The sequence below is a fragment of the Nitrosopumilus sp. b3 genome (assembly GCF_014078525.1).
In the GTDB taxonomy this organism is placed as follows: domain Archaea; phylum Thermoproteota; class Nitrososphaeria; order Nitrososphaerales; family Nitrosopumilaceae; genus Nitrosopumilus.
In genome coordinates this window covers 235,688-251,904 of sequence record NZ_MU078696.1, presented here as the reverse complement: position 1 = coordinate 251,904, position 16,217 = coordinate 235,688, and the positions used below count along the sequence as shown (strand labels likewise).

Genomic DNA, 16,217 nt, shown 5'->3' with positions numbered 1-16,217 from the left:
ATGCTCAATTCATCCAGATTTGTAGAAAAATTAGGTTTAAACTAAAGAAAACCAAATAGGTTTTGTGCAGAAATCGGGAATGATAGTAATTGGTTCCGGAGTTCTAATCATCATAGGGTTATTTCTACTAGTATTAGGAAATCAAGCCATTCTTGAAGGGATTATTCAAAATAATGGCAAAGTTAGTTCTGAACAAGTACTTTCAATTTCCAATAATTTTGATTCACAGACAACTCCCATCGGTGTTTTCGCAGTTCAGATAATAGATTTTCAAGAAAATACATTTTCTGTAAAAATATTGGATCCATTGGATATTGGAATAGTTTCACACCAAATTAATGATGAAACTATTGAAGAAGAATTTGAAGTTTTAGAGACAGGAATTTACAAATTGATTATTCAAAGCAATAGTAATGAAGAATCTCAAGTTTTTGGAGCAATTGGACCGTTACCGGATTCGGGAAAGAAAGTTCTTGGTTTTATTCCAGTATATGTGATTGTTGCTGGAATGATTGGATTAGCAGTAGTTGGAATTCTAGGTATTAGAAACAGAAAAAGATCAGTTTAGGTAACTATCCATTTTTTCAAGACCGCTAATTGTAGCATCAAAATTATCACCATTTTCAATTATGCCATTGAGTTTCTCAGAATTAGCTGAAAGTAAGTAATTTCCATCATTTGGATTTTTGAAAATAAATTCATGCTCAATTAAATATGAAAGCCTATCAAGGACGTCATTTTCAGAAATAGAAGATTTTTGTGCCAAAAATGAACATTCTTTGGGACCATCTTCAAGCTCTGCCAATATTGAAGAAGTGACAGGATCAAACATACAATCCACAACTTTTTCTTTATCAAAAGAATTACTCATTTGCATAAATATGGAAATTAGAAATTATTAACTTTTGGAATTTCTATTCCAATAAGATAATTAAGAAAAAGGGGTTTTCATAATATTATGCAGAGGTTATGTAGTCAAGATCCATCAGGCAAAGGTGAGCATTGTTTTTGTATAGATATTGACGCTCAGCGAGGAATCAAAAAATGCTGTAAATGTAATTTATGGAATGTTCAGGGTAATGATTGGACAGAGGATGAAGACTTTAGATAATTTGTGTAAAAAATTTACCAAAAAAGGTCTTGAAATTTAGATTCACCTGAAAATATTCAAAAATCATTCAATTTGGTGCCTAGCATGGTTTTTATCGGGGTTTCTTTGAATTTTTGAATACTTGAGTACTCAAGAATATAGACACATTGTAAGGATTGTGGGTAATGATATCCCAGGAGAGCGAAAAATGCTTGTAGGGTTGACTCAGATTAAAGGAATTGGGTATAATTTTGCCACAGCAATTCTAGACACATTAAAGATCGACACAAATTCTAACATCGGAAATCTCACTGAAGAAAATGTTCAAGCAATTGAAAAATTGATCACAGATCCTATTGGAGGAAATTTCCCAACATGGTTCCTCAATAGAAGAAAAGACATTGAGACAGGAGCTGATTTGCATTTACTTACATCAGATATTCCATTTACATTAAGAAACGATATTGAAAGAGAAAGAATAACTGCAAGCTGGAGAGGTTATCGTCACCTTAGTGGCCTAAAAGTAAGAGGTCAAAGAACTAGAACATCAGGTAGAAAAGGTGGAGCTGTGGGAGTTGCAAAAGGAGGAATGGCAGCACCAGTAAAGAAGGGAAGTGCAGGAGCTCCGGCAGCAGAAGCAGCAGCTCCGGCAGCAGAAGCAGCAGTTCCGGCAGCGGAGAAAAAAGAGTAGGTGTTTTGAATGGGAGATCCAAAATACCCACGTAGAGTTTGGAGAAAACCAAAAAGACCACTTAATTATGAATTAAAAATGGAAGAGCTCAAAACTCTTGGTACATTTGGATTAAGAACAAAAAGAGAACTATGGAAAGCACATACAGAATTATCACGTGTAAGACATCAAGCAAGATCGTTGCTTGCATTAAGACAAGAGATTAGGGAAGAAAAAGAACCAATTTTGATGCAATCACTTGCAAGGATTGGGTTAGTTAGCAGTGGTGCTACATTAGACGATGTACTCAATCTGAACGCTAATGATTTACTTTCACGTAGATTACAAACCATTGTAACAAAAAAATTTGGATTTAAAACACCATATCAAGCAAGACAGGCAGTTATTCACGGACACATTATGATTGGAGAAAGAAAGGTAGACATCCCATCATACACAGTAACAGTTGCTGAGGAAGACAGTATTCATTTCACACCAGAATCAAAGATTCCAGAAATGTTAGAGAATACAAAATCTAAAGAACCTTCTGAAGAAACTGTAGAGGCTGCTTCTGAAGAAACTGTAGAGGCTGCTTCTGAAGAAACACCAAAAGATGAAAGTTCTTCAACAGAATAATCAAAAAAATAGGCTTATCAGTAAATAACCCCAATATCTGAGAGAATAACATGTGTTCAATTATAGGATATTATGGAAAGATTAGCGCTGCCCCTATTCTCGTAAAGGGATTAAAAAGAATGGAATATCGTGGATACGATAGTGTTGGAGTTGCAACAGAATCAGAGAACAAAATTGAATTAAAGAAGGGCATTGGAAAAGTCGATGAGGTAAATTCAAAAATTCAATTAGACATATTGCCAGGAAAAATTGGCATTGGCCATACTAGGTGGGCAACACATGGCAAAGTAACAGATACAAATGCTCACCCTCATCCAAGTAATTCTGGAAAAATTGCAATAGTACATAATGGAATTATAGAAAATTTTGAGGAATTAAAACTGCAATTAGAAAAGGATGGATATAGTTTCAAAAGTGAAACAGATAGTGAAATAATTGCTAACTTGCTTCAAAAAAATTATGAGTTAACAGGAGATGTCAAAGAAACGATTGTTAAAACAGTTTCAGAAATTAAAGGGCATTATGCTTTTGTTGCAATGTTTGAAAACGGTCAGCTTGCAGCAGCAAGATATCATGAACCGTTAATAATCGGAGTTGGAAAAGATGATTTCTTTTTATCAAGTGACGTTCTAGGATTTATTGAATATACAGATGATGCCATTTACATGGAAAATGGAAATTTTGTAATTTTAGACAAGGATAAATTTCAAATTTTAGATTTTGAGGGAAATCATGCAAAATATGGAATTACCAAAGTATCAAAAGAATTTGGAGATGCGTATAAAGGAGATTATGCACACTTTACGTTAAAAGAAATTTATGAACAACCTGAAACAATTTTGAAGGCAGGAGAAAAAACTGCTGATGCAATTGAAAAAACTGCAGATTATCTAAGACATTCAAAAAATATCTACATTACAGGTAGCGGTACAAGTTACAATTCAGCATTAATTGCAAAACAAATGTTCTCAAAATATGCCAAAATCAAAGTAGAACCAATCATGTCAAGTGAACTTCAGTTTTCACCAGACAGTATTGAGGAAAATTCAATATTAATTGCAATTTCTCAGAGTGGAGAGAGTGCAGACGTATTAGAAGCAGTGAAGATTGCTAAAAAAGCAAAGTGTAAAATCATATCTATTGTAAATCTGCTAACATCATCGCTTGCTAGAGAAGCAGATGTAGTTATTGGAATGAATTGTGGACCAGAAATAGGAGTTGCAGCGACAAAGAGTTTCACAGCACAACTCGTAATAATTTACAAAATAGTAGAGAAACTAACTAATGATGAAATAAAGATAGATTTTAACAAGATTTCAGAATCGGTTTCAAAAACATTGGACAAGCCAATAAGAATTCAGATAGTGGCCCAAAAATTAAAAAATATTTCAGACATTTATGTTCTGGGAAGAGGAGTACATTATCCAATTGCCATAGAAGCAGCATTGAAATTAAAAGAGCTTACATACATTCATGCAGAAGGAATTCCTGGAGGGGAATTAAAACACGGGCCGCTTGCACTTATGGATGAAAGTGTTTTTGTTTTAATCATCAATCCAAATGACTCAACATATTCGGATACCCTAACTAGTGCAAGGGAAATTAAGGCTAGAGGAGCAAAAATTATCGGGATTTCAGATGTAGAAAGCGACGTATATGATTATTGGATAGAGATTTCCAAAGTAGAAGAATCAATGTATCCAATTTCAGAAATAATTCCCATCCAACTGCTATCATATTATGCAGCACTCGAAAAGGACACAGATCCAGATTATCCTAGAAATTTGGCAAAATCAGTTACAGTGAAGTAAATAATCGATGATACTCTTTTTCTGCTAAATCCAAATATTTTGTAGAATCATTTCCAGTTTTAATCATGGAGGAAATAATACTTCCCCCAGCTCCAACACCTTCTTTTGCAAAACCTTCTGAAAATGCCCTAAGACCAGAATATCGGGAATTTTCTAAACCAGGATTGACAGAGATTGAAGCAATGTTTGCAATTTTTTCAACTAAACTAGTAAAATTTGCACTTTTGTCATTTGTTATGTATGAAGTGGTCCCAATTACAGTATTTTCTTCATTGAATCCAATTTTTGATGCAAATGCCAATACTGCTAGCATCTGTGTTCCTCCAGCAAGCATTACCTTTGAAACATCAGCTGCAGAACTTAACATCCCAGCAACAAAAGGAATCATAGGATCACCTACTTTTGCAACAATACTGTAGGGATGTTCAGAATCAATTCTTTCAAGTGCAGAATTAGCAATTTGATTTTTCAAATCTACAGGATTGTTTGGGATGCTAGAGCTTACTTTAGCATCAAAACCTAATCCTCTCAACACTGCCAATGCAGTTGTAGTTCCTCCAGGAATACTCTCACCAATCACAAGGCAATCTGAAAGTGATGCCAAACTCCTACCAACAATTCTACCATAATCCACAGCATGAGTTACTTGGGAATCAGTCATAGCATCACTTACAGAAATATTTTTTCCAAATGACAAGCCAGACTCAATAAAAGGCAATTGGGGCAAAACCTTACTTCCAGCATTAATTGTCAAATGTGGAATGCTAGAAGATTCTAATGCAGTTTTGGTAAGTAATCCAGGTGTAGGTTTTCCATCTGGAGTCATAGGGATTTTATCAATAGTTTTACAATATCCATAATGAAGGTATTCAGCATCAGCTGGTGGAGTAAATTGGATAGAATTCATATCAGCCCCAGCAAAAGTAATTCCTGGAATTTCACAAGTTTCAGTATAGGATAAAACGAATGAAAAAAGAAATCTACCTGATTTCATAGTGTCAATAAAATCATTGGCTTGATCTATATTCCCATGCAGTTCAAAATTTTCCAAGAAATCACTATCCCATCATTTCAACAAATTGTTGTTCAGTGCGTTTTTGCATTACATGATTTGTGATCTTCTCTTGTCCAAGAGTTGATACTTCAGAAGGACCATAATTATGACCCGAATACATCACCAAGTTATCATCTAATGAATACAAAACGTCAAACAGACTATGATACAGATCCTTTGCACTCCCTCCGGGTAAATCAATTCGTCCACAATTTCCAACAAATAATGTATCACCTGAAAAAATTTTGCCATCACCTACAAGACAGATACTATCTTTAGAATGACCAGGGGTATGAAGTACTTTTAATTTTGAATTGCCAAATTCTATAAAATCACCATCTTTTACAGCAATGTCATGCTTTAATTCTGAATATTCATGTTGGATTATTGGGGCTTTGGTTGATGCAGATATTGCTTCATTTCCCAAAGTATGATCAAAATGATGATGAGTATTTACAATGTATTTTATTTTTAGATCATTTTTTTTTATGATCATTTCTAATTCCATTAGTTCCCAAGAGGGATCAATAATTATTGCTTCACTTGTATCTTCATCTTCTACAATGTAAGTAAAATTTTGCATATTTCCAACTTGGATTTGGTGGACTTTCATAAGATACCCTCTTCAGCTTCTGGCGGAATTCCAATTTTTTCTACAAACAATTCACCTGTCAAATCTTTTCTCTTTGGAATCCCTTGCTTCATTTTATGAAAGGTAACTGTCATGTTACATTTGGTACAAATGTTTGCAGTCTCACCTGTTTGAGGATCTAATCCAGATGGGACATCAACTGCAAATTTGTAACAGTCTGTTTCATTGATATAATTTATTGCAGATGCATATGGTTCTCTAATTTCTCCTATAATACCAGTTCCCAAAATTCCATCTACTATCACGTCTGGTTTGAAATCAAAATTCAAAGAATCTCCGGTCATTAGTTTCACAGATGGCATTTTTTGTAATATGGACCAGTTCCAGTTGCTTTCTTCAGTTTTGATTTTCTCAGGAGTACCAAGAAGCATTACAGTTACTTTAACATTGTAACCTGCCAAGTGTCTTGCCATCACCAAGCCATCACCACCATTATTTCCCAATCCTACAAAAATCAAAATATTTTTAGATTCTACATTCCCGAGTTTCTCAACCAGTCTACGTACAGAAGCAGCACCGGCATTTTCCATCATGAATTTTTTTAAAAAGCCCATATCATGACCTTTGTTTTCAATTTGATACATTTGGTCCACAGTAATTTCCATACAGTAAATGAAAATTATATCCAAAATAAGAGTTTAGCAAACGGCTTTATCCTAGTTTTAAGATATTTTCACCATGACTTTAAAGAATGTAAAAACATCACTAAACAAAATTTCAAAATCCTTAGGTGTAATTCAGGATTCAAGAGAATTTTTGTTAAAAAATACAAGAGAGATTATTATTCTCTGTAGCAAATCAATTATCGCGGTTCACAAAGGAGATCTTAAGACAGGGAAAAATAATCTAAAACAGGCAGATATTCTCTTAAAAAAATACAAGAAAAAAGCAACCAGTGGACTTGAAAGATATCTAATTACACCAGAGCAAGAATTTGTAGAAGCAGCAAGTCTAATTGCGATTGTTGAGAAAAAAGAGATTCCTTCTGATAAGAAATTATCAGTAATGCCAGAATCATATGTTCTTGGATTGCTTGATTGTGTTGGAGAACTAAAAAGAATGGTATTTGACAAGATTCGAATTGGAGAAATAGATGACGCCACTAGAATTTTTGATGTTATGGAGAATTTGTATCTGAATTTGTACACTTTTTCGTTGTATGATAAAGTAGTCAAAGAGGCTAGAAGAAAAATAGACGTCAATAGAATTCTAGTTGATGATGTCAGATCTGCAATTACAGAAGAAAAAAGGCGTAGTGAATTAATCAAAACTTTACAAAAACTAGAAAAATAATTTTAAAATTCTAGTGCGGGCGATGGGATTTGAACCCACGAACTCCTGAGAGACTAGCCCCTCAAGCTAGCGCCTTTGGCCAGGCTGGGCGACGCCCGCAAAGGAAGTGCCTTGCATGGTTTTTATAATCCTTGATTACTTTTTCGTTCGTATGTTAATACCTGTTAGATGTTTTACTTGCGGAAATTTAGTTGCAGACAAGTTTGAAGATTATCAAAATAAAATTAAAGCAGGAGAAGATCCAGTGAAAACTCTGGATTCTTTAGGAATTGAACGATATTGTTGCAGAAGAATGCTTTTGACAACTGTAGAAACAATTCAACAAGTAATTCCATTTTATGAAGCAATTCAGAGAAGAAAACAAGAAGTTCAATCTGAGTTAGAATAACTTGGCCAAAATATCCTCAATTGAAGGACGTATTCTATACAACAGTAGAGGTACAAAAACTATTGAAGTTGACGTAGAATCTGAAGGAAAGTTTCTAGGTAGAGTATGTGCACCTTCAGGTGCAAGTGTAGGAAAATATGAAGCAGTAAGTTTTCCTAATGGAAAACCAGAAGAAAGTCTAAAAATTCTAAAAGAAAATGCTAAAAAATTCATTGGGTTAGAATCATCAGATCTAAAAGAAATTCACAATACGCTGAAAAGTTTGGATGATTCTACGAATTATGCAAACATAGGTGGAGCATTAGCTTTTGCAGTAACAATTGCATCAATGGAATCAGCATCAAAAGCCTCTGGTCAGGAATTGTTTCAGATATTATCATCAGAATCATCATTCAAATTTCCATTTCCAATAGGTAATATTTTAGGAGGTGGAGCACATGCAGGTCCTGGAACACCAGATATTCAAGAGATTTTAATTTGTGCTAACGGTTCAAAAACAATTGAAGATGCAATTGAAACAAATTTGTTAGTTCATAAAGAATTACGTAGTGTTTTAGAAAAAGAAGATCCTCATTTTACAAATGGACGAGGAGATGAAGGAGGATGGGCACCAAAACTAGAAAATATAAAAGCATTAGAAGTTTCTGCAAAAGCTTGTGAAAATTTAGGATTCACATTAGGAAAAGAAATATCATTAGGAGTAGATTTTGCATCATCTACCCAATGGAATGAAGAAAAAGGAAAATATGTTTATGATAGAGCAGGGTTTGAAAATTCTTCAGGAGAACAGATAGATTTTGCAGCAGGTATTATTGAGAAGTTCAAATTAATTTATGCAGAAGATGCAGTGCATGAAGAAGCATTTGAAGACATGGCAGAATTAACAGCAAAGTTCCCAGACACATTAGTTACAGGTGATGATTTGACAGTAACTAACAAAGACATTCTAACAAAAGCAATTGGCTTAAAATCATGTAATGCTGCTATCCTAAAAGTCAATCAAGCAGGTAGCCTTTATGATGCATTTGAATTTGCCAGTGTTGCAAATCAAAATAATATCAAACTAATCACATCTCATAGATCGGGTGAATCTACTGACTCACAAATTTCCCACATCGGTCTTGCTACAAAGTCAAAAATGCTCAAAGTAGGGGTAGTAGGTGGAGAAAGAGTGGCAAAATTAAATGAATTATTACGCCTCTCAGAGCATGATTTAATACGCGGTATGGTAGAGATTTAAAATCGTCATGAGCCAACAAGCAGAAACAACTGACATTAAGAAGAAGATCCTAGCTACTGGAATCAGGGTAGGAACTCAAGTAAAGACAAAATTCATGAGACCATTTATCACCAAAGCCAGTCCTGAAGGACTTTACATGCTTGATTTAGACATCACATTAGAGAAAATCAAAACTGCAGCCAAATTCATCAATAGATTAGGAGCAGATAATCTCATAGTATGTTCAGGCAGACAATATGCAGAAACGCCAATTGAAAAATTCTGTGAGATGTTAAATTCAAAGAAGCTCCTTGGAAGATTTATGCCAGGAACATTGACAAATCCCTCATTACCATATTACATTGAGCCAAAATTAGTGTTAATTTCAGATCCTCAAGTTGATGAGCAAGCTATCATTGAAGCAACCAATGCAGGAATTCCAATCATAGGAATTGCAAATACGGATAACATTACATCTAATCTGGACGTAATAATTCCTGCAAATAATAGAGGAAGAAAAGCTCTTGCCACAGTTTACTGGTTACTTGTACGTCAGGTACTAATTGAAAGAGGAGAGCTCAAAGAAGATGAATCAATGAAATATGAAATTGATGATTTTGAAACAAAGATTACCGAAGAGGAAATCGAGTAATTCAATCAGAATTTAGAATTCACTTGAAATCTAGAGCTTCTGTACCAGGAAAAGTTATTCTTTTTGGAGAGCATTTTGTAGTATATGGAGTCAAATCTATTCTGTGTGCAATTGATAAAAGAATTACAGTTACTGCAGAAAAAACTAAAGAGAAAAAAATTTCCATTAAATCCAACATTGGCAATCTAGAGCTAGAAAAAAATATACCACTTTCAGAAATTAACTCCCCACTAAAACCATTTTATTTTTTAGCAAATAAAATAATAAAAAATCACGATACAGGAATTAAAATCATAGTAGAATCAAATATTCCATTAGGAGTAGGTTTGGGTTCATCATCTGCTTGTTGTGTTGCAGGAGCTGCGGCAATTTCCAGACTATTTTCAAATGCAAGCAAAGAAGAAATTTTAAAACTTGCGATTGAAGCTGAAAAAACAATTTTTCAGGATACATCAGGTGCAGATTGTACTGTATGCACATATGGTGGGATAATGGAATATGATAAAGAAAAAGGATTCATCAAGATTGAATCTAAACCTAATTTTCATTTAGTCATTGCAAATTCAAACATCGAGCATTCAACGAAATCTGTAGTTGCAAAAGTAAATGAATTTAAAGAAAAAAACGAGGTGGAATTTGCCACATTATGTAACAATGAATCAAAATTAGTCGGAGAGGCCTTAAAAGAAATTAAAGAAAACAACATCAAAGAAATTGGAAACAAAGTAATTCAAAATCAAGCATATCTTGAAAAAATAGGAGTATCAAACGACAAATTAAGAGACATGATCAAAACAGGAAATAGTGTTTCTTATGGGGCAAAAATCACAGGTGCAGGTGGAGGAGGCTGTATTTTTGCATTAGCAGATGAATCGAATTTAGATAAAACCATTAAACAATTCGAAGAGAAAAAGTATGATTGTTTTTCAGTAAAAATCGATTTCGTAGGACTGCATACTTTTTAATTGACTAAATAATTTCGAACATCATGATTCTAATAAAATTAGGAGGTTCCATCATCACAAACAAGGAAAAACCGTTATCACCTAGGAAAAAAACAATCGATAATCTTACAAAGAGTTTAAAGAAGATCAGCGAACCAATAGTAATTGTTCATGGGGGTGGCTCTTATGGACATTATTGGTCTGTTAAATATGATATGCATACCAAAGAGAAAAAGTATGATCCAAAAGGTGTTGCAATTGTTAAAAATTCAATGATAGAATTAAACAAAATAATTTTAGATTCAATGTTAGAAAATAAACTAAATCCATATTGTTTGCCACCAACTGATTTCATGTCAGGAAACAAACCAATAATTAAAAAAATCAAAGAGATTGAAAAAATTTCTAAATCAAAATTAATTCCAGTGACATATGGAGATGCTCTATGGTACGGACAGGGTAAAACTTTCATTTTATCAGGAGATAAAATTATGACTCATCTAGCAAAAATACTAAAGCCTCGACTCTGTATTTTTGCATTAAACGAAGATGGGTTGTATTCAGATCTAAAATCTAAAAAATTAATTTATGAATTAAAGGGAGAACATCCGTCAATTTCAGAAAACAAGATGGATGTAACTGGCGGGATGACAAGAAAAGTTGAGGAAGCAACAAAAATTTCGAGAATGGGAGTGAATGTATTCTTTGTGAATGGAAACAATCCTGAAAGAATTGTAAAAGCGGTTAAAAATAGGAAATTTGAAGGTACATTGTTTAGGAGTAAATGAAATGTCTGAAGAATTAGTGATTTTAGTAGATGAAAAAGACAACCCAATAGGTACTGAAGAGAAAGTAAAGTGTCACTTGCCAAACGGAAAACTTCACAGAGCATTTACAGCATTATTATTCGATAAAGATGGAAGGCTTGTTCTTACAAGACGTGCAAAAGAAAAGATGCTCTGGCCAAATGATTGGGACGGAACATTTGCAAGTCATCCAAGAGAATCAGAGACATATGTCTCATCTGGGGAAAGGAGAATGCCTGAAGAATTAGGAATTACTGGAAAGCTAGACTATCTTCATAAATTTGAGTATCATGTTCCATACAAAGATGTAGGCTCAGAAAATGAAATTTGTGGGACATTAGTTGGGATAATTGACAAATCGACAGAGTTAAAAGAAATTGATGGTGAAATAGATGAAATAAAATGGATTTCAGCAAGAGAACTTATCTCAGAACTAAACACAAACCCACAAAATTATTGTCCATGGATGCTAATAGCATTAGAATTACTTGAGAAATCCGAACAACCTATGCTTGAAAAGTATTCAGATATTTTATCAACATGGATGAGTAATGAAATCCATGAAGGATTGCAAAAAGCAATCAAGGTTCATTTACCAAAGGAAAAATGGAGATTAGTAAATGAAAAAAACTAAACAAATTGAAAAAAATGCCATCACAGTTAACAAATATCTTAAATCAAAACTAAAAGGAAATCCAAAAAAACTCTATGATGCAGCAGGACATCTAATTGTAAATGGAGGAAAAAGACTTAGACCTTACATGGTAATTAGAAGTTGTCAGATTTTAGGGGGGAAAAGTTCCAATGCAATGCCGGCTGCCAGTGCAGTAGAAATGGTTCACAACTTTACATTAGTTCACGATGATATCATGGACAATGATGAAATGCGTCACGGTGTCCCTACAGTACACAAAAAATTTGGAATGCCAATTGCAATTCTTGCAGGAGATGTCTTATTTTCAAAAGCATTCCAAGTTATTTCAGATTCCAAATTATCACCTATTGCCATTACCCAGTTAGTTTCGAGACTTGCAAAAGGATGTGTAGATGTCTGTGAGGGGCAATTACTTGATGTTAAAATGGCAGAAGAGGGAAGAATTCCAACACAGGCAGATTATATTACAATGGTCAGCAAAAAAACAGCAGCATTGTTTGATGTTTCATGTGCAATGGGGGCAATATGTGCAACAAACAAAGCTAGTGACATATCAAATCTGTCCTCATTTGGAAGAAATTTAGGGATAGCATTTCAAATAACAGATGATCTAATCGGAGTGATGGGAGATCCAAAGATTACAAAAAAACCTGTAGGGAATGATCTCAGAGAAGGTAAGAAATCACTTCCAATTTTAATGGCAATAAAGTCAGCAAAAGGAAAAGACAAAAAAATAATTTTAAAAGCATTTGGAAATTCTAAAGTTTCAAAAAATGATCTAAATAAGGCGGTAGAGGTAATTCGTTCGCTAAATATCGAAGAAAATGTAAGAAAACAGGCACTAAAATATGCAGATAAAGCTGAAAAATCACTATCAAGATACTCAGGACCTGCCAAAATAGAACTCATATCATTGTTGGATTTTGTAGTTAAAAGAAGTGTATAGTTGCAAAAAGGAAAACTGTCATGGATGAAGAATTAAGAAAAGAAGTTAGAAAATTATCACTTCAAAACGCATTTGAGCACGGAGGGAAAACTCAGGACAAAATAATTTTAGGAAAAATTCTTGGAACAAAGCCAGAATATCGAACCAAAGTAAAAGAGATTGCAAAAGATATCTCGGAAATTGTCAATTTAATTAATCAGTTATCACCTGAAGAGCAAGAAAAAGAAATCAATGAAAATTTTCCAGAACTTTTAGTCCCAAAAGAAAAAATTGAGGGAAGAGAAGGATTGCCAGAATTAAAAGATGCAATTCAGGGCAAAGTTATCACAAGATTCCCACCAGAACCTAATGGATATCCACATATAGGACATGCAAAAGCTGCAATAATTAATTCTGAATATGCAAAGATGTATGGTGGAAAATTCATTCTAAGAATGGATGACACCAATCCTGAAGCAGAGAGAATGGAATATCATGCAGCTATAAAAGTTGGGTTGGAATGGTTAGGTATTGAATTTGATTTGGTAAAAAATACTTCAGATGATATGGAAATATTTTATGAAAAAGGTTTGGAATTAATAAATTTGGGAAAAGCCTACATTTGTACCTGCAAAAGAGAAGACATCAGTAAGAATCGAAGAGAAAGAAAATCCTGTAAATGCAGTATGAGTGACATTGGTAAAAATCATAAGAATTGGGAAAAAATGAATTCAAAATACAAAGCAGGTGAAGCCATTGTTAGATTCAGAGGGGATATGAAAGCAGATAATGCAGTAATGAGAGATCCAGTATTATTCAGGATCATCGATGAGAAACATTACACATTAGGCGAAAAATTTAGAGTTTGGCCTAGCTATGATATGGCAGTAGCAATCGAAGACAGTATTGATGGTGTTACCCATGCATTTCGTTCAAAAGAATTTGAACTTAGAAAGGAATTGATTGATGAGATATTAGATACACTAAAAATGCGTAAACCCCAGCAAGGCTTTTTCTCAAGATTAGAGTTCAAAGGGATGCCTATTTCAAAAAGAATCATCAAGCCATTGATTGAAGAAGGCAAGGTTTCATGGTATGACGATCCAAGATTACCAACTCTTGAGGCACTAAGAAGAAGAGGAATAAAACCTGAAGCAATTAGAAAATTCATCATGTCATTGGGATTAACAAAAGCAAATACTCTTGCTCCTTTTGATTCTCTTGAAGCATTTAATCGAAAATTTGTAGATGCCCAAAGTATTAGACTATTCATGGTAAGTGATGCAAAAAAACTGCTAGTAAGAAACCTATCAATTTCATCAGTAGAAATTCCAAATCATCCAATTAATGACAAGGGAAAAAGAAAAATTGAGATAGATGAAAAATTCTATATTTCTGGAGAGGATGCTAAGGATTTCAAAGAAGGAGCAAGAGTAAGACTATTAGGATTAGGCAACATACTAATTAAAAAAATCGGGGATGAATTTGAAGGAGAGTTAACCAATGATGAAGATACAAAAGAAATTGCAAAAATTCAATGGGTTCCACAAAAAACCGCTCATCAAATTAAAATGATCATACCAAAGATGTTGTTTATTGAAGAAGAATTTAATGAAGATAGTTTAGAGGAAATAGATGTCTACACAGAACCATATTATCTACAATTAAAAGAAGGTGAAGAAATTCAATTTGTTAGATTTGGATATTGTAGGAAAGATTCACAGAATCAAGCAATCTTTACACACAAGTGATGAGTTATGAAAATAGCACGATTATCTTATGGAAACAATGAAACATATGGTTTTGTAAAGGGAGATAAAGTATCAACTAAAGATGAAATAACATACCTAACAGGAGTTCCAATCCCACAAAATGTGAAAGATTTTCTTTTTGACGGTTGGTTTGATGAAATTAAAAATAAAATTAAGGATTTACCATATGATGAAAACATTTCAAAATTCAAAATATTACCTCCAATACCAAATCCGAATAAAATTATCTGTTTGGCGTTTAACTATGTGGATCATGCAAAAGAACAGGGATTAGAAGCACCAGAGGATCCAGCAATTGTAATTAAACCAAGAACTGCACTAAACAGCACTGAATCAGATATAGTATGCCCAGATTTTGTAAAACAACTAGACTATGAAATAGAACTAGCTTTGATAATTGGAAAAAACTGTAAAAATATTAGCATAGAAGAAGCTTCAAGTGCAATTTTTGGATATATGATTTTCAATGATGTATCAGCAAGAGACATTCAATTCAAAGATAAACAATTCACAAGAGGGAAAAGTTTTGATTCGTTTGCACCATGTGGCCCATGGATTACAACATATGATGAAATCCAAGATGCACAAAATCTAAAGCTAACCACTAAAATTAATGGTGAAATTAGACAGAATTCCTCTACAAGTAATATGTTCATTAAAATCCCAGAAATCATTTCAAAAATTTCTAAGGTAATGACGTTAGAAAAAGGAGATATTATTTCCACAGGTACTCCAGCTGGAGTAATGCTAAACAAACCTAATGCAATATTTTTAAAAGATGGGGATAAAGTCGAGATGGAAATTGAAGGTTTAGGTAAATTAAACAATACAATAAAATTTGTTAATTTAGATTAATCAACGATTTTTTCATCAAATAAAATGAAAGTTTATGTTCTAACGAATCAAATGTTGGCAAAAGATCTTTTGTTAAAATTTGTATCCTTTCATATTTTTTTTTAATTGCATAGTTTTGTAAAAATGAAAAAATTTCCAATACAGAGTTTTTCGAACCTGGAAATAATGTGACAATTAAAGTATTATCAAAATGTTCTGAATCAGTAAAGATTGCAATTGAATCAGTATCAAAACCTGAAGATTGGATAATTTTTTTGTTCTCACATAATTGAGAAAGAGTAGAATCATCAATAGGAAGCCATCTCCATGATTTTACATAATGGGTGAAAAATTTGGGACAAATTGATTCTGCGTATTTTATTTTATGGTTTAGGTTTATTCTCGGAAGTAGTGAGTAAAAATTCCAGGTTTGAAAAATTTCATAGTTTAAAGATTGTGCCATTTCTATAGATGATGAGTTTTGAGTATCAATTAACATATGGGAAAAAGAAGCATTCTTTTTTTGACCGATTGATTCAGCGTGCATTACAAGTTTTGAAGCAATTTTTTGTCTCCTGAAATTAGGATCTATTCTAATTCCTTCAATCCATACCTGATCCTTTGAGTAAAAAGCATGACAAATTCCTACAGGGGACTTTTTGTCAAATACAAAAAGATAATCTTCAGATAGCCAAAAATCCCAAACATATTCAATATAATCTCCCCAAGAAAAAGTATTTTTACAAAAGTTTAAAATTTTAATTTTATCTTTATTTTTAGCAACTCTAATCATCATTTTCACCGTATACGAAAAAA

Annotated in this window: 20 protein-coding genes and 1 tRNA gene; 15 read left to right on the top strand and 6 right to left on the bottom strand. The window is 33.3% G+C overall.

Going from position 1 to position 16,217, the window contains the following annotated elements:
• Positions 1 to 64 precede the first annotated feature (64 nt).
• Positions 65 to 568, top strand: coding sequence for a hypothetical protein (locus tag C6990_RS07575; protein WP_182130027.1), 504 nt, complete (start codon positions 65 to 67; stop codon positions 566 to 568).
• On the opposite strand, the gene C6990_RS07570 is transcribed toward C6990_RS07575, so the two are convergent.
• Entirely contained in the window at positions 560 to 871 is a 312-nt protein-coding gene (locus tag C6990_RS07570) for a hypothetical protein (protein WP_182130024.1), read from the bottom strand. The genes C6990_RS07575 and C6990_RS07570 overlap by 9 nt on opposite strands.
• Before the next feature lie 87 nt (positions 872 to 958).
• Here C6990_RS07570 and C6990_RS07565 point away from each other — a divergent pair, with 87 nt between their 5' ends.
• From C6990_RS07565 to glmS, 4 genes are all read left to right on the top strand, one after another.
• On the top strand, positions 959 to 1,111 hold the full coding sequence (locus C6990_RS07565) for a hypothetical protein (RefSeq protein ID WP_182130022.1): 153 nt from the start codon (positions 959 to 961) through the stop codon (positions 1,109 to 1,111).
• Positions 1,112 to 1,232: 121 nt separating this feature from the next.
• On the top strand, positions 1,233 to 1,781 hold the full coding sequence (locus C6990_RS07560; protein WP_182130020.1) for a 30S ribosomal protein S13: 549 nt from the start codon (positions 1,233 to 1,235) through the stop codon (positions 1,779 to 1,781).
• 9 nt (positions 1,782 to 1,790) lie between these two features.
• Positions 1,791 to 2,396: a 30S ribosomal protein S4 gene (locus C6990_RS07555; RefSeq protein ID WP_182130017.1), complete on the top strand. Its 606-nt coding sequence runs from the start codon at positions 1,791 to 1,793 to the stop codon at positions 2,394 to 2,396.
• A 50-nt stretch (positions 2,397 to 2,446) separates the two neighbouring features.
• The gene (glmS, locus tag C6990_RS07550) at positions 2,447 to 4,207 is read left to right on the top strand and encodes a glutamine--fructose-6-phosphate transaminase (isomerizing) (RefSeq protein WP_182130015.1); all 1,761 of its coding nucleotides are present in this window, start codon (positions 2,447 to 2,449) and stop codon (positions 4,205 to 4,207) included.
• On the opposite strand, the gene cobT is transcribed toward glmS, so the two are convergent.
• Genes cobT through C6990_RS07535 form a run of 3 tightly spaced genes read right to left on the bottom strand, consistent with a single transcriptional unit; the run spans position 4,194 to position 6,518 of the window.
• A complete protein-coding gene (cobT, locus tag C6990_RS07545) occupies positions 4,194 to 5,258 on the bottom strand; it encodes a nicotinate mononucleotide-dependent phosphoribosyltransferase CobT (protein WP_182130013.1) in 1,065 nt (354 codons plus the stop codon). The two genes, glmS and cobT, sit on opposite strands and share 14 nt — an antisense overlap.
• Before the next feature lie 7 nt (positions 5,259 to 5,265).
• Entirely contained in the window at positions 5,266 to 5,874 is a 609-nt protein-coding gene (locus tag C6990_RS07540) for a hydroxyacylglutathione hydrolase family protein (RefSeq protein ID WP_182130011.1), read from the bottom strand.
• Entirely contained in the window at positions 5,871 to 6,518 is a 648-nt protein-coding gene (locus C6990_RS07535) for an NAD(P)H-hydrate epimerase (RefSeq protein WP_182130009.1), read from the bottom strand. Before C6990_RS07535 ends, C6990_RS07540 begins: the two co-directional genes overlap by 4 nt.
• A 73-nt stretch (positions 6,519 to 6,591) precedes the next feature.
• On the opposite strand from C6990_RS07535, the gene C6990_RS07530 reads away from it, so the two are divergent.
• Positions 6,592 to 7,206, top strand: coding sequence for a translin family protein (locus C6990_RS07530; protein ID WP_182130007.1), 615 nt, complete (start codon positions 6,592 to 6,594; stop codon positions 7,204 to 7,206).
• Positions 7,207 to 7,220: 14 nt separating this feature from the next.
• Here C6990_RS07530 and C6990_RS07525 read toward each other — a convergent pair.
• Positions 7,221 to 7,305 (bottom strand) — tRNA-Leu (locus C6990_RS07525).
• A gap of 52 nt (positions 7,306 to 7,357) precedes the next feature.
• On the opposite strand from C6990_RS07525, the gene C6990_RS07520 reads away from it, so the two are divergent.
• From C6990_RS07520 to C6990_RS07480, 9 genes are read left to right on the top strand one after another with little or no spacing between them, the layout of a single operon-like run.
• Entirely contained in the window at positions 7,358 to 7,594 is a 237-nt protein-coding gene (locus tag C6990_RS07520; protein ID WP_179372099.1) for a DNA-directed RNA polymerase subunit N, read from the top strand.
• A gap of 1 nt (position 7,595) precedes the next feature.
• Positions 7,596 to 8,834, top strand: coding sequence for a phosphopyruvate hydratase (locus C6990_RS07515; RefSeq protein ID WP_182130005.1), 1,239 nt, complete (start codon positions 7,596 to 7,598; stop codon positions 8,832 to 8,834).
• A gap of 7 nt (positions 8,835 to 8,841) precedes the next feature.
• Positions 8,842 to 9,465: a 30S ribosomal protein S2 gene (gene rpsB / locus C6990_RS07510; protein ID WP_182130003.1), complete on the top strand. Its 624-nt coding sequence runs from the start codon at positions 8,842 to 8,844 to the stop codon at positions 9,463 to 9,465.
• A gap of 23 nt (positions 9,466 to 9,488) precedes the next feature.
• Positions 9,489 to 10,430 (top strand): mevalonate kinase, encoded by a 942-nt coding sequence (mvk, locus tag C6990_RS07505; protein ID WP_182130001.1) that lies wholly within the window; start codon positions 9,489 to 9,491, stop codon positions 10,428 to 10,430.
• A 23-nt stretch (positions 10,431 to 10,453) separates the two neighbouring features.
• Positions 10,454 to 11,197 (top strand): isopentenyl phosphate kinase, encoded by a 744-nt coding sequence (locus tag C6990_RS07500; RefSeq protein ID WP_182129999.1) that lies wholly within the window; start codon positions 10,454 to 10,456, stop codon positions 11,195 to 11,197.
• A gap of 1 nt (position 11,198) precedes the next feature.
• Positions 11,199 to 11,849, top strand: a complete 651-nt coding sequence (gene idi / locus C6990_RS07495; RefSeq protein WP_182129997.1) for an isopentenyl-diphosphate Delta-isomerase — start codon at positions 11,199 to 11,201, stop codon at positions 11,847 to 11,849.
• Positions 11,836 to 12,816 carry a polyprenyl synthetase family protein gene (locus C6990_RS07490; protein ID WP_182129995.1) on the top strand — a complete coding sequence of 327 codons (981 nt, stop codon included), beginning with the start codon at positions 11,836 to 11,838 and terminating at the stop codon, positions 12,814 to 12,816. The genes idi and C6990_RS07490 overlap by 14 nt, the downstream gene beginning before the upstream one ends.
• Positions 12,817 to 12,836: 20 nt before the next feature.
• Positions 12,837 to 14,546: a glutamate--tRNA ligase gene (gene gltX, locus C6990_RS07485; RefSeq protein WP_182129993.1), complete on the top strand. Its 1,710-nt coding sequence runs from the start codon at positions 12,837 to 12,839 to the stop codon at positions 14,544 to 14,546.
• 6 nt (positions 14,547 to 14,552) lie between these two features.
• Positions 14,553 to 15,422 (top strand): fumarylacetoacetate hydrolase family protein, encoded by an 870-nt coding sequence (locus C6990_RS07480; protein WP_182129991.1) that lies wholly within the window; start codon positions 14,553 to 14,555, stop codon positions 15,420 to 15,422.
• Here the strand turns inward: C6990_RS07480 and C6990_RS07475 are convergent.
• Complete coding sequence (locus C6990_RS07475; RefSeq protein ID WP_182129989.1) at positions 15,409 to 16,194, bottom strand: GNAT family N-acetyltransferase; 786 nt, start codon at positions 16,192 to 16,194, stop codon at positions 15,409 to 15,411. The genes C6990_RS07480 and C6990_RS07475 overlap by 14 nt on opposite strands.
• Between the last annotated feature and the right edge of the window lie 23 nt (positions 16,195 to 16,217).